This is a genomic window from Marinobacter changyiensis, from assembly GCF_009193265.1.
GTDB lineage: Bacteria > Pseudomonadota > Gammaproteobacteria > Pseudomonadales > Oleiphilaceae > Marinobacter > Marinobacter changyiensis.
The window spans coordinates 415,000-429,371 of the sequence record NZ_VZZZ01000002.1; the positions used below are offsets into that span (position 1 = coordinate 415,000).

At 53.1% G+C, this 14,372-nt stretch carries 11 protein-coding genes; 10 read left to right on the forward strand and 1 reads right to left on the reverse strand.

Annotated elements, in window-relative coordinates; genetic code table 11:
* Positions 1 to 7 precede the first annotated feature (7 nt).
* The 10 genes from F6Y09_RS07695 to asnB are packed head-to-tail and all read left to right on the forward strand — an operon-like array spanning position 8 to position 12,960.
* A complete protein-coding gene (locus F6Y09_RS07695) occupies positions 8 to 1,576 on the forward strand; it encodes an XrtA system polysaccharide chain length determinant (protein WP_152206331.1) in 1,569 nt (522 codons plus the stop codon).
* Positions 1,576 to 2,451 (forward strand): P-loop NTPase family protein, encoded by an 876-nt coding sequence (locus F6Y09_RS07700; RefSeq protein WP_152206332.1) that lies wholly within the window; start codon positions 1,576 to 1,578, stop codon positions 2,449 to 2,451. Before F6Y09_RS07695 ends, F6Y09_RS07700 begins: the two co-directional genes overlap by 1 nt.
* A gap of 3 nt (positions 2,452 to 2,454) precedes the next feature.
* A complete protein-coding gene (locus F6Y09_RS07705) occupies positions 2,455 to 3,654 on the forward strand; it encodes a GNAT family N-acetyltransferase (protein ID WP_152206333.1) in 1,200 nt (399 codons plus the stop codon).
* Positions 3,608 to 4,828, forward strand: a complete 1,221-nt coding sequence (locus F6Y09_RS07710; protein WP_152206334.1) for a TIGR03087 family PEP-CTERM/XrtA system glycosyltransferase — start codon at positions 3,608 to 3,610, stop codon at positions 4,826 to 4,828. Before F6Y09_RS07705 ends, F6Y09_RS07710 begins: the two co-directional genes overlap by 47 nt.
* Complete coding sequence (locus F6Y09_RS07715) at positions 4,825 to 5,442, forward strand: acyltransferase (protein WP_218944121.1); 618 nt, start codon at positions 4,825 to 4,827, stop codon at positions 5,440 to 5,442. The genes F6Y09_RS07710 and F6Y09_RS07715 overlap by 4 nt, the downstream gene beginning before the upstream one ends.
* A complete protein-coding gene (locus F6Y09_RS07720; RefSeq protein ID WP_246180393.1) occupies positions 5,439 to 7,934 on the forward strand; it encodes an RIFT barrel domain-containing protein in 2,496 nt (831 codons plus the stop codon). The genes F6Y09_RS07715 and F6Y09_RS07720 overlap by 4 nt, the downstream gene beginning before the upstream one ends.
* A gap of 3 nt (positions 7,935 to 7,937) precedes the next feature.
* On the forward strand, positions 7,938 to 8,888 hold the full coding sequence (locus tag F6Y09_RS07725; protein WP_246180394.1) for a glycosyltransferase family 2 protein: 951 nt from the start codon (positions 7,938 to 7,940) through the stop codon (positions 8,886 to 8,888).
* Entirely contained in the window at positions 8,885 to 10,012 is a 1,128-nt protein-coding gene (locus tag F6Y09_RS07730; protein ID WP_152206335.1) for a glycosyltransferase, read from the forward strand. The genes F6Y09_RS07725 and F6Y09_RS07730 overlap by 4 nt, the downstream gene beginning before the upstream one ends.
* The gene (locus F6Y09_RS07735; RefSeq protein ID WP_246180395.1) at positions 10,005 to 11,060 is read left to right on the forward strand and encodes a polysaccharide deacetylase family protein; all 1,056 of its coding nucleotides are present in this window, start codon (positions 10,005 to 10,007) and stop codon (positions 11,058 to 11,060) included. The genes F6Y09_RS07730 and F6Y09_RS07735 overlap by 8 nt, the downstream gene beginning before the upstream one ends.
* 1 nt (position 11,061) lies before the next feature.
* The gene (gene asnB / locus F6Y09_RS07740) at positions 11,062 to 12,960 is read left to right on the forward strand and encodes an asparagine synthase (glutamine-hydrolyzing) (RefSeq protein ID WP_152206336.1); all 1,899 of its coding nucleotides are present in this window, start codon (positions 11,062 to 11,064) and stop codon (positions 12,958 to 12,960) included.
* A gap of 80 nt (positions 12,961 to 13,040) precedes the next feature.
* Here asnB and F6Y09_RS07745 read toward each other — a convergent pair whose 3' ends face one another.
* Entirely contained in the window at positions 13,041 to 14,015 is a 975-nt protein-coding gene (locus tag F6Y09_RS07745; RefSeq protein WP_152206337.1) for a glycosyltransferase family 2 protein, read from the reverse strand.
* Between the last annotated feature and the right edge of the window lie 357 nt (positions 14,016 to 14,372).

The window sequence follows — 14,372 nt, forward strand, 5'->3', positions numbered from 1 at the left end:
AATTTGAATGGACATCAAGCTCATTCTGAATATTTTACGAGCGATCAAGCTCGAGCTCTACCGCAAGCGGGTTGCTGCTGTTGTCGTGTTTATGCTGGTTACCTCTGGCGTGCTGGCATTTGGCTATGTCATGCCAAAACAGTACACGTCCGAGGCGGTGCTTTACGCGGATCAGTCCAACATTCTGCAGCCACTTCTCAGAGGGCAGGCCGAAGTTACCCAGATTGACCGTGTCAATGAAGCCCGCGAAATGCTTCAAAGCCGATCGTTTCTCGAGCAGGTGGCCCTGGATGCGGAACTTTTGACAGGCGGCGAAGCTGACCAGCAGCAGAACGGTGTTATCAACGCGCTGCGTCAACGAGTTCGAATGCGGGTCACCAACGGTAATTTCCTCGAACTGAGGTATACCAGTGAAAATCCCGATGAGTCGTTCCTGGTATTGAGTACCGTTCTCGACAGGTTTTTAGAAAGAACGGTTGGGAAAAAGCGTGCCGAGAGCCAGGGTGCGTTCCAGTTTATTGATTCTCAAGTAAAATCGTACCAGCGGCAGCTTGAAGAAGCAGAAGAGAAATTGAAAGAGTTCAAGGCCAACAATCAGGACGGTACAGAAGGCAACGTGCTGTCACGGATTGAAAGCCTTCGACAGGATATTGAAAACCTGAAGCTGGAGATTCAGCAAACCGAATCGGAAGTACAACTGACCAGACAGCAGTTGGAGACGGAACAGCCTGTCCACCGCATCACCATTGATCCCGGCAAGTCTTCCGCCGAACGGCGGCTGGCAACGGCCTACCAGGAACTGGATTCGCTGCTTCTAAGATACCACGAGAAACATCCGGACGTGGTTGGCATGAAGCGCCAGATTGAAGATCTCAAATATCAGGTTTCCAATCAGGATGACGGGTCTCGGGAGGGGCAGATTACCGAGGTTATGGACAACCCGGTCTACGAGAATCTTAAAATTCAGCTTGCGGATAGTACGACCCGTCTTGCGGTTCAGAGAAATCGTCTGGTTTCCCTGGAACGGTTACTGGGGGAAGCCTTTGAACGGTCCGAGCGTGTTGCTGAAAATCAGGCTGAATTATCCGAGTTGATCCGGGACTATGACGTCATACGCGGTGTCTATGAAGACATGCTCCAGCGTCGCGAAAAAGCCAGATTGTCAATGACTCTTGACATTCAGGGTGAGGGGGTAAGCTACAAGATTCAGGAGCCAGCGTCATACCCCAACAAATGGGATGGATTGCAGCTTCATGAAGTGGGTATCGCCGGACCCTTCTTCGGCAGCGCTGCCGTATTGGGGCTTCTGACATTGCTGGTCATGCTGGATCAGCGAGTTCGCTCTCCCAGAGCGCTGCAATTGGCATTGCCCAAGATCTCCATTCTCACAACCATCCCGCACTACCGAAGCGCCTGGAAAGATCGTCTTCTCAGGAAGGACGTGCTTTTTCTGTTGTTTCTGCTGACTGTCTATCTGATCGGTTATCTGGCTTTGCTTTTTGTTAGCGTCACGGGCATGTCTCCTGAAAGCCTGATTAATGAAATCATGGGATTGACAGGGGCGGGGCGCAGTTGATGACTGATAACAAGCTTTACAATGCACTTCTCAAAAGCCAGCAAGAGCAGCGACGCCCCGACCATCACAAAGGCGAGGCGAGGCCTGAAGAAAACTTCCGCAAGGAAGGGCCCTACGCCGGCTCGGATCGCCTGGAGCCCAACTGGGTACGCGTTGATGAGGGCGATGGCGAGCATCCGCCCTCAGTCTATGACTCCTCTGTCTCTCTCTCCCTTATTGGCAATCCGAATCCATGGAGCCGCGAGCAGCTTCGTGAACGCAAGATTATCTACGCAGGGATGCCCGACAAGGAAGTAATGGATGCTTACCGGGAGCTGAGAATCCAGCTGAGGAGCCGCGAGGATGGCGCTAACGTGTCAGTTCTTTTCAGCAGCCTCGGCAGCAGGGAAAACTCAGTACTGACAGCCTTTAATCTGGCCGCTGCGTTTGCCCTGGATTCCCACACTTCGGCGTTGCTTGTGGATTGTGATCCCTACGATCAGGCGCTGGCGAAACTGGTCTCCAGCCCCATGAATGCGGGAGTTACGGATTTCGTTTCTGACTCTTCGCTCAAGATCAGGGACATCCTTTACCCTAGCGGCGTAGACCGGCTAACCGTGATACCTGCAGGAACACAGGTATCGTCTGCTGTGGAACTCTTTTCTGCAGTGCGTATGCGCGATTTAATGACGGAACTCAAGACACGCTACCCGGATCGCTGCATTGTGATTAACGCACCGCCGTTCCTGGAAAGCACCGAGGCCCGGATTCTGGAACGGTTTGCAGATCAGATTGTATTCGGTGTTCCCTTTGGTGAGGTTACCAGCGATGAAATCGCGGGGTCTGTCGATGCCTTCGATTCCAAAAAGTTCGCCGGTCTGGTCTTTCAGGAGTAAACCATGCATTCCAGAGCGGGCAGAGTGAATCAGGATAAAGTCTCTCACACTCGCAAAGGTGCTGGCTCTACTCTCGATTGTGCCGAAACTGCCTTTGAGACCCACGATTTATACCGGGACTGGAAAGAACTGGAACAGTGGGCCTGCCCCAGCATTTTTCTATCCTGGCAGTGGATCGGTGTCTGGTGCTCGGTTTATCAACCCGACGTAAGAGTGCTGCGGGTGACAGACCATGGGCGGCTTGTCGGCCTGGGCCTCATCACGGAATCGGATGAGCGTCGCCATGGCATTCTGGTGTCTCGTTGTCTGCACCTTCATCAGACTGGCCGACCGTCACAGGATCACATCTGGATTGAGTACAACGGCTTTCTTGCCGGCCAGGGATACGAGTCAGCGGTCGCACAAACCAGTGTCGATTACCTGAAACGCACCTGGACGAATTGGGATGAGCTCGTGATCGGGGCAGTGGAGGCAGGCTATGCCAACGCACTCGCCGAGGCCACAGCGCTCACGCCACATGTTCGCTGGGAAGCGCCCTGTTTTGGCATAGATCTGGCATTACTTCGCAGGGAGGGTCAGTCCTGTCTGGATTCACTGTCGGGTAACACCCGCCACCAGATCCGTCGCACACTGCGATTGTACGAACAGGTGGGCGAAGTGCGCCTGGAGCGACCGAAAACGCTTGATGAGGCCGAGTTTCTCTGGGGCTTGATCGCGCCTTACCACATAGCCCGATGGGGCAGCGGCAGCGGCGAGAGCGGCTTTGCAAATCCGGAATTTGTTCGTTTTCACCGGCAGTACATCCGGACAAACTGGAAGCAGGGAGGAGCAGACCTTATTGCACTCAGGGCCGGTGAGGAGACTGTCGCAATTTTTTACAACCTTGTTTATCGCAACCGGGTCTATTTTTACCTGGCGGGCATAAGGCAGGAGAGTGATAACAGGCTCAAACCCGGTTTGCTCGGGCACAGCCTCGCTGTAGAAGATTATATGGATCGTGGTTTTGACTACTACGATTTCATGGGTGGTGAGGAGCGTTACAAAAGCCAGCTCGGTGTTCGCCACAAACACCTCGTACAGATTGGCCTGCAAAGGAACCGCTGGAAATTGCGGGCCGAACGCGCTGTACGATTACTAAAAAAAGCTGGGATGCGTCATGAAAATACTGGTTCTGTCTCATCGAATTCCGTTTCCCGCCGATAAGGGCGAAAAAATTCGCACCTTTCATCAGGTCCAGTTCCTGGCGTCCCGTGGCCATGACGTTGTGGTGCTTTCCCCATATGAGGATGACGGGGAGCAGAACTTCGCTCGGGATTTGGCGAAACACCTGACAGTCAAGGTTCTGATGTTTCCTCTGATGGCAAAGTGGTTGAGGCTGATCAGGGGGTTGGCGAAAAAACTTCCGTTGAGCGTCGCTTGTTTCTACAACCACAGGTTGCAGACAGCTTTTGATAAATTGGTCGGTTCTGGTGAATGTGACGTGGTTATCTGCACCAGCTCCGCAATGGCCGCGTACGTATTCCGTAATCCGAAGTTGGCAGATCGATCGGGTTCGCCAAAGGTTCGACTGATTATGGACTTTATGGATTTGGACTCGGATAAATGGAGGCAATACCAGAAAGCTTCCAGTTTTCTCATGAGCCTGGTGTATGGGAGAGAGGCAAAGCTGATTAGCCGATGGGAAAAGCATAGCTATGAACGGTTTGACGACTGTTTTTTTATTTCTGGTTGCGAAGTCGAGCTCTTTGCCCGGCAGCTACCGGAAAGCCGACATTTAAAAATTATGGGTAATGGCATAGATACCGATATTTTTTTCCCGCGGCGTCTTGAGGAGAGGCCACATTGGCCGGTTTTTCTGTTCACCGGAGTAATGAACTACAAACCTAATGAAGAGGCTGTCCTGTGGTTCGTGAATTCGATCTGGGACAGGATAAAAGGCCAGTGGCCGGACGCAGAATTTTTCGTTGCGGGCATGGATCCAGGTGTCAGAATTCAAGGGCTTGGCCGTAAGCCGGGCATAACGGTTACCGGGTTTGTTCAGGATATAGTGCCGTATTATCACAACGCCAGTGTATTTATTGCACCACTCAGGATTGCGAGAGGGGTACAGAACAAGATCCTGCAGGCGCTGGCCTGTGGCTTGCCGGTCATAACAACCCGCCTGGGAGCGGAGGGAATAAAGGCCAGGCATAGGGAGGATATTCTTGTTGCTGACAGTGATGACGATTTTTTCGATGCCATAAAACAGGTACTGGAAGACAAAGTGCTTTATGAGCGCCTGGCGCAAAACGGTCCTCTTCTGATTCATCGCGACTATAACTGGGGCAGCATGCTTGAGGAACTGAACAGAGCTGTAGAAATAAGGGATCGCGAGTGAGGAGTTCTACCGAAATCGTCAAGACCGCGGTCAGAGGGTTTGCGCTGATCGGCGTGAGCCCCCTTTTGCTGTTGTATTGGCTGTTGCGCCCCGTCAGTCGGGAGGACGGGTTGTTCGCCGGGTTTTCCCAGGCTCTTTCGCTGGTGCCGGGTCTTGTTGGAAGTTACCTGAGAATCGCATTTTACCGTTGCGTAATGAAGCACTGCGCCAACGACAACTTTATTGGTTTTGGCAGTCTTTTTTCCCACCGGGACACTGAACTGCACAGCGGCATCTATATCGGCCCCCAGTGCAATATAGGCCTGTCTGTTATTCATCGAAACTGCCTCCTCGGTAGTGGTGTCCATTTGCTGAGCGGAAAAAATCAGCACCGGTTCGATGATCTCGACACACCCATTCGCCTGCAAGGTGGCGAATTCACCAAAATCTCGCTGGGTGAGAACTCCTGGGTAGGAAACGGAGCGATCATCATGGCGAACGTTGGCAGTGACTGCATCATTGGGGCAGGCTCAGTGGTCACCGACGATATCCCGTCCGGTTCAATCGTGGTTGGTAACCCTGGCAAAGTAGTGCGCAACCGGAATGCTGAGTTAACACCGGGAGCCGAGACGTGACATTGGGCGCCTACGCTCCTGCAGGCAATGTGAAGAACCCGGCCGGGCTTGCCCAGTGGCTGAGGTTCGGGCTACCCCTTGAGAGAGGTGTCAGCAAAAATCCGGCTTCACTCCAGCTGGTATCCGAAGGCGGAGAGGCCATGGATTCTGAGTTCCATGTGCTGGCGCGCTGGCACGATGGTTCCATCCAGTGGGTGCTTGTAGACACCATTATGAATGCATCAGCTCTGGTTTACGTGCGGACAGGCCAGGCTGGCGGAAAACCCCTGTCCGGATTCCGTGACGGGGCTGGCTCCATTGAGGGAAGGATTGAAGGAGTAGTCGGCAACGATGGCAAGATCCGACTGGGAAACGGCATCGACGCCTCACTGAGTATTACGGTAGGCGGCACCCCCAGGCGCCTGTCACTGGTCCGAAAGCACAGCGAGTGCGGAGATATCTGTCACGAGCACCGTGGTTTATTCGCAGTTGAGGGCATTCCTGATCTCCACTTATCCCTGAGCGCCTGTGAAATAGCCAGAACCGGCCAGACAGAACTCAGGGCGCAAGTTCATAATCTGGCTGCCAGCGTGCACCCGAATGGCTGCTGGGATCTGGGAGACCCGAACAGCGTGTTGATTGAAAATCTCTCGCTGACGGTCGCTGATGAACAAGCGGTAAAGACATCACTGGCATTGCACGATCAGGCACCGCAAGGGGAGCAAACGGCTGAGATTCACGGCAATGGCCGCCTGTTCCAGTACGGCAGCGGCGGCGAGCACTGGGATTCTCCTGTTCATGTTGACAAAAGTGGCCGTTCCCCAGTGGCCGAGCGGGGATTTAAATTTTTCGATGACCAGGGGGAACTGCTTTCGAGCGGTTTGAGGGCAAAACCACGGGTTTGGTTTGGTCATGAAACGTTAACGCGTAGCGCGGTACTGCGACAGTTCTGGGAGAACTTCCCGTCCGCTCTGGAGCTGAAAGACAGCCGGGCTATCTGGCACCTTTTCCCCGAAGATACCGAGCTTCAACCCGGCGAGGCAAAAACCTGGATCTGCGATATTGGCTTCGCTGAATGCAGTGAAAAGCCCCGTGCAGAGTTCGCCTATAATCCCATTTACATCGATGAAACCAATGCCTTGCTGGGTTGCCGGGTTTCCTTTGAAAATGCGCTGAGCGACCTCGTCGACAGTAATGTCTCCGGCCCTGGGTCCTTTTACCGTAAAAGAGAAGCCTGCGATGAGTATGGCTGGCGCAACTTTGGAGAACTTTACGCCGACCATGAGGCCCTGAGCGTCACAGGCGACGACATTTTTGTCTCCCACTATAACAATCAGTACGATCCGGTCTGGGGATTCTCACTCAGATTTCTGGGTGCCGGGGACCAACGCTGGCAAGATCTGGCCTCTGATCTTGCGCAGCATGTGGTCGATATTGACATCTACAAAACGGATCGGGACAAGGCGGAATACAACAACGGGCTTTTCTGGCATACAGACCATTATCTGCCGGCCCTTACCGCCACCCACCGAACGTACTCCCGGGGTCACGATTACGCGTACGAGGGGCACCAGGGTGGTGGGGGCCCGGGTGGGCAGCATTGCTATTCGTCGGGGCTGGCGCTTCGATACCTGCTGACGGGAGATGAAGCCCTCAAACAGGCGGTTTTCGGTCTCTGTGGTTGGATCCGATATTTCTACAACGGGGCACCGACGGTGCTGGCGCGGCTACACCGATTGATCACGGTTGATCTTAACGCGGACAAGATGACCAACGTTGGCTTTATAGAAGCTGGCTACAAATACCCCTTGGACCGGGGAACTGGTAATTATCTGAACACTCTGATAGACGCCTATCTGATTAGCCAGGATGCCCCGCTGCTGGATGAAATGTACGGCGTTATTGTCGAAACTATCTCCCCTGACGACGACCCTGCGGCCCGAAATCTGGGCAAGGTGGAGGAACACTGGTTCTACATTGTTTTCCTTCAGTCCCTTGCACGATTCCTGCTGCTGAAAGAGCAGCTGGCGCAGGTGGACCACCAATACGCGTACGCCCGCCACACTTTGATCCACTACGCAGACTGGATACTGGACAACGAAAAACCCTATTTATCGAACCCGGAGGCTCTGGAGTTTCCCACTGACACCTGGGCCGCGCAGGACATAAGAAAAGCGAATGTCCTGTATTACAGCGCCTATTTTAACCCTGCCAGGAAGGACATTCTCACCGCAAAGGCTGAAGAATTCTGGCGCTACTGCGTGAACACTTTGACCCAGTCTCCCGAGCGCCACACTACACGGATCCAGGCCATTCTGGCCCAGAACCTGGGCGTCCGGGAATGGTGCCTTGAAAAACAAAGCTCACCTTATCCGTTGCCCGGCTTGCAGGAGTTGCGAATCAAAAAAAACGGAGCAGGGAAACGATTCATCAGGGATATTCTGGTCACTCTGCGCTCTTTTTCGATCAGCCATGAAATCGAGTGGCTCAAGGGCCGATTTGGTGGGCGATAAGGTATGAGTATGGACGCTGTAGATTTCGTGATACCCCACATGGGCAGGCCTGAAATGCTCAGGTCGACGGTCAGGTCCATACTTGCCCAAACCCGCGTCGAAGCCATAGCGAGCATAACGGTCGTTACCAAAAATGAGACCGAGCTGCCGCTATGCATCCATAAAAAGCTGCGCATTATCCATGCGCCAGAAGCAACGTCCATTTCCGAACAGAGAAACCGTGGAGTCTCTTCCGGCCAGGGACCCCTTATCGCGTTCCTGGACGCCGACATTGAATTGGCGGAAGACTGGCTTGAGGTCTGCGGCAACCTGCTCGCGGAAAAGACCGGGAGAGTCCTGGTCAGCGCGATGCAGGCACATTCCCTCCAGGCGGGGCGGGTTGAGCGCCTCAGAACCGTGCTGAGCAACGTAAATCTTGACCAGCCTGTTCAGTTTCTGCCGGGCAGGAACCTGCTTGTAAAACGCTCGGCCCATGAACAGGTCGGCGGCTTTCCCGAGCATCTGCAAACCTGTGAGGACTATTTCTACACCGAGAAGCTATCACAACTGGGCGAACTCTATTATACCTCGCGCACCCACTATATCCATCTGGGCGAGGACCGGTCGCTGGGGAAAACCTTCACCAAAGAGATCTGGCGCTCCGAATACAACCTGCTTTCCCTTACCGGGCGCATAGTGCCCCTCAGGGAATGGCCCAGTATCCTGCTGCCATTCTGGATGCTTGCGGGGTTCGCCATTCTTCTGGCGGGCTTCGGTTCTAAATCCCTGCTAATCATCGGCTTGGTCATGGTTATTCTGCCTCCAAGTCTGTATAGCCTGAGGCTGTATCTGAAACCGAAAAATGATCAGTCGCTTCCATTTCTGTTGCTTTTCTATACAGTGTATTTTCTGGCTCGCACAGTAGGTACTATGAAAGGTACTAGGCTTTTGCTGACAAGGAAGCTCACGGAATGAGTATCAGAGTCCTGCAGTTCATCTGTCCCACCGGCTACTATGGCGCGGAGCGCTGGATCAATGCATTGGTTTCGGCGAACACGGATAACGCCATTGAGTACCATATCGCCATTACCGATGAGGACGGCGTGTCTGATGAGGTTTTACATCGGTCGACATTGCCCGCAGGTCAGCTGCATCGCCTGAAAATGTCCTCCAGATTCGATCTGATGTCGATCTTCCGCCTTGCACGGCTCCTGAAAGAACTGCAAATAGACGTCATTCATACCCACGGCTACAAATCAGACATCCTGGGGATTACCGCCGCGAGATTGGCGGGAGTCCGCTCGGTTTGTACGCCCCACGGTTTCGAAAATTCGGAAGACAAGCGCCTCAAAGCCTATATGTGGCTTGGTGGGAAAGCTTTCCACCGGTTCGACAGGGTTTGTCCGCTCTCCGAAGATATCGAGAAAACCGTTGTCGGCGATTATCACGTTAACGCCCACTCGGTTCGCCTGATCAATAATGGCGTTGACCTTAGGGAGGTCGAATCCGCCATCGCTGAGCCCAAAGCACGGGAATCCGCAGGATTTACGATAGGCTACATAGGCCAGCTGATCAGCCGTAAAAACCTGACGGCAACCATAGACGCGTTTGCGTTTTTTTATGAGAACAACCGTCAATCCCGCCTGGTTCTGGTCGGGGACGGAGAGGAAAAAGCACGCCTCCAAGCCCGGGTAGAAAAGCTGGGGCTAACGGAAGCCGTTCATTTTCTGGGCTTCCGGGATGACCGCCTGGCGCTGCTGCCCACATTTGATGTCTTTGCGCTGACCTCATCACTGGAAGGAATCCCCCGGTGCCTGATGGAGGCCATGGCAGCAAAGGTGTGCGTGACCGCCTTTGATATTCCCGGCGTTGACGCATTGATCAAACACGGCGAGACCGGCGTGCTGGTACCTTTCAATGACGCCAGGGCACTGGCCAACGCCTGGGCTGAACTTATGCAGAGCCAGGAGATGAGAACAAGGCTGGCCGAAGGCGGCCGGGCCCGGGTCTATTCCGGGTTCTCTGCCAAAGCAATGGCGGAAGAGTACGCAGCACTGTTCCGGGACCTGAGCACAAAACAGGCAATCAGCAATGCGTAAACTCTATTTTGTACTCAGCGTCGACACCGAAGAAGAGTGGGATTGGGATGGCCCCTTTCCCGATCAGGTGATATCGGTTGAAAACGTGAATCACCTCCCGGTGTTCCAGAAACAACTGGACGATCTGGGCCTAAAACCAAGTTATTTTCTGGATTACGCGGTGCTTGAAAAGCCCCGATCACGGAATATATTGGCGGACCTTTACCAAGCCAATCCGGGCATCGAATTCGGATCACACCTGCACCCGTGGGTCACGCCACCCATTGTGCCGGTCAGATCCGAGGCTGACTCCCACATTGTCAACCTGCCAATTGACATCGTTTCAGAGCAGCTGAGAAGGCTCACGCAAACCATTCAAAACCTGACCGGCAGGCAACCCACGGCTTTTCGCTCCGGACGTTGGGGCATCAACGACGATATCCTCGGTGCCCTTGCGGCCCAGGGTTATCTGGTGGACTCCAGCATCTATCCTTTTTACGAGAACCCCTGGTTCAGCTGCGCTGATTTCGATAGCTGGCCTATGGCGTGGTCCCACTTGGGTACCTCACCGGAATTGATCGAATTGCCGGTGACGGCAGGGTTTAACCATCGCCCGTTTGCCAGGGCCCAGCGCATGCACAAAACATTGGAAAGACCCGCATGGGCGCAGTTTCATATCATTGGCGCGCTCTGGGCACTGGCACTGCACCGCAAGATTTATCTGAGTCCGGAACTGTCCTCGACCCGGGATATGATCGCCCTTTGCAAACAGATGTTGCAAATCGAGTGCCCGGTCATCCACATGTACCTGCACAGCTCCAGCCTGTTGCCTGGTTCAACCCGATACGTTCGATCCGACTACGACAAGAACCGGCTGATGAGACGTATCGAGAGCGTTGTCCGTTTCTTGCGCAGGGAGTGTGATGTTGAGGCAGTAACGATTACCGACGGAGCTCTGAAGCTCAGGGAAGACGGGGCGTTGAAAAGAAAAGCCATGCAACTGGCCAATTTTCAGACATTTGACTTAGGCCGCTCATCCGAAAGCCTGCTCGTTTATAGGGATCGTTAACGTGTGCGGCATAGCAGGCTTTACCACCGTTAAAAACTCAGAAAGCCACCTAGTTGTCGCTGACTCAATGGTTCGCGCCTTGCGTCATCGCGGGCCGGATGCCCAGGCTGTCATGCAGTTCAATGGCGCTGTTCTTGGTCATGCACGGCTGAGCATTATTGACCTTTCGGAAGCGGGGAACCAGCCGTTCGTTTCCGATGATGGCCGGTACGCCATTGTTTTCAATGGCGAGATCTACAACTTCAATAGCCTGCGCAGTAAGCTAACAGCCCAGGGCGTCCGGTTTCGGACCCAAACGGATACAGAAGTGGTACTTGCGCTGCTGAGCCGTGAGGGCATGGGAGCAATCGAGCAGCTCAACGGTATGTTTGCCATCGCACTCTGGGACAACGAGGCAGGCACCCTGGACCTGATCCGGGATCGTATTGGCAAAAAACCTCTCTACTACACAGAACAGGACGGCCAGCTGCTGTTTGCCTCAGAGCTGAAGGCGTTGCTGCAATGCCCCAACGTGCCTCGCGACATCCGCCCGGACGCGGTTTACGATTTTTTTGCCTATCAGTACGTACCCGACCCAAAAACCATCTTCAAAACCATCTACAAGCTGGAGCCGGGAAGCCATTTGCATCGCAACCGCAGTGGTAAAACACATTTATGGCGATACTGGTCGCCAGAAATGGGGGAGCCCGAATCCGTCAGTATGGATCAGGCCAAGGGGGAGCTGCTTGACCTGCTCGAGGATGCAACCCGACAGCGGATGATCAGTGATGTCCCCCTCGGTGCCTTCCTGAGTGGAGGTGTGGATTCCAGCGGTATCGTTGCCATGATGGCCCGCAGTGGTAAAACCGTAACCACCTGTTCTATCGGCTTTAATGACAAAGCATTCAATGAGACCGAGTTTGCTCAGGCAGTGGCCGATCAGTACCACACCGACCATCGTGTGCACACCGTCAAAGAAGGGGTCGCGGAGCGATTGCTCGATATCTGCCGGTATTTGGATGAGCCCTTTGCCGATTCCAGTCTGGTGCCGACCTTTCTTGTGTCAGAGCTGGCCCGGAAAGAGGTCACCGTAGCGCTAACCGGCGACGGTGGAGACGAAGTCTTTGCCGGCTACGAAAAGTATGCCACAGACTGGCGGGAGAACCAGCTGCGCAGCAAATTCCCGTCATCGTTCAGGGCTGTAATGGGTGAGCTGGCACCGGCCCTGCGCAAAATACCCAACAAATCCCTGCGCCGGGCGAGTTCACTGATGCACAGCCTAAGTCTTGACCCTGCGAAAGCGTTTTACGTTACCAACAGCTTTATTGACGACCACATCTGGCAATTGCTGTTGAACGAGGATTTTCGCAAGAACCTGGGCGATTACCACCCCAGCGAACTGACCGAAAGCGTTTACCACCAGTGTGATTCGCAAGACCACTTGGCGAAGATCCTGTACACCGACATGCGAACCTTCCTGCCCGGAGACATCCTGGTAAAAGCGGACCGCATGAGCATGGCCAACTCTCTGGAGTTGCGATCACCACTGCTGGATTACCGGATCATCGAGTTTGCCAACCGGCTCCCGGCAAAGCTGAAATTTCATAAGGGTGACAAGAAGGTTGTGCTACGTGAAGCACTCAGCCCCCTGTTACCGCCGGATATTCTCAATCGCAAAAAAATGGGCTTCTCCACACCTCTGGCGGACTGGTTCCGCGGGGAACTGAAAGCGATTGCCGAAGACCATTTTTTCGAGAAGGGGCAGGGCCTGGGGCAACTGTTCAGGCAAGACCATATTCGCCTGGTATGGGATCAGCATCAAAGAGGACTTTTTGATCACTCCCCGGTGCTCTGGACTATGCTGATGTATGAAATCTGGTGGCAGAATTATCTAAGTGAAAAAAATAAGTTGTGCAATTAAATAAAAGCCATCTTGACCCTGCCCCAGAATTTCTCCTTAATTTTTATAAGAACATGACTTCCGCTACGAAGGGCAGAGCCTCATGGTCTCAGTAGCAAACAGGCCAAGAGGTTTTTGGTCGACCTAATTCGGGTGGGATAGCAAAGCCAATATTGGAACGCGCTCGTAATCGCCCGAAATTTTTTGCCGTGTTTACGGTAGTGCAAGCAGTTGATATAAAAATGTTGGGCGCGCTTTTGCTCTAGAATCTCCCGTACACTGGAAAATAGAGGGTCACGAAGCAACTTGCTGAACACAATGGGCGCATAAGGAGAAAGCGACCCAGTTCCCTTAGTGATGCCAGTGATCCTGATGCGGTAATAAGCGGTTACTTCGCGAATAAGCACCATCTGTCTCGTTGTGGCTGCAGCCCTCCACCATAGGTGGTCATCTTCCCCTCTTGGCAATGATTCATCAAACCCCCCCATGCTCTGGAAAAACGGCTTTCTGAGCGCCACCCCACCCGTCCAGGCGAGCACGGTATCAAGAAATGCGTCTAATGGTCGGTTTATTGCAATCAGCGGGGCTTCGTGGCCCGGAGGGTTAAAGTAGCTTGTCCATACTTCGTTAGTATCAGTCCTCCTTTTGCTTTTGTCGGGATCCTCCGGGTGCCACATGAGAAAATCAGAGCTGAAAAAGTTGCACTCCTTATAGGTGTTGATAGCATCAACTCTTGTTGAGAGTGCATTAGGAGCCAAAATATCATCGCTATCCAGAAAGCAGAGCCACTCTCCTTTCGCTGCATCAACGCCGCAATTTCTAGCGCCTGATGGCCCCTTAGTTCGCGAGTTGCTAATCAAGGACACACGTTTATCACTTTGAGCGATCTCGCCGACAATGTCTCTCGTACGATCACTGGAATTATCATCTACAACGATTAATTCAAATTCTGGGTGTGGCCAACTTTGGGTAAGCACTGAACCAATGGACTGGGCAATATATTCCTCAACATTGAAGCTCGGCATCACAATGCTGAAAAGCGGTGTTTTATCACGGATATCCTGATCATCATCCATAACTATTTCCAATAGATTACATCCTGATTCCAGTAGCTCTTTTTTTAAACCATGGAATTGATTTATCAAGGTGCCGGCTCAGTATGCTATTAAATTTAACTAATTTTTTGGAGTCTGTCGATGTACTAAAGGCGAAGGTGACCGATTATTGGCTAATCCCTCATTTTTTACCGGGCCGCGTCCAACCGGTCACGACAACACCATTAATCTCCGTTCTGGCGGGGATTATTTCTCCAAGTCCCACACTGGCTCGTTCGCTATTGTAGTAACAGAGCCAACGCGTGGCGTAATTTTTGAACTTCATCAACCCTGTCGGAAAAACGTGACTTTTCCATGCGGAATCTCCCTGCATACAGA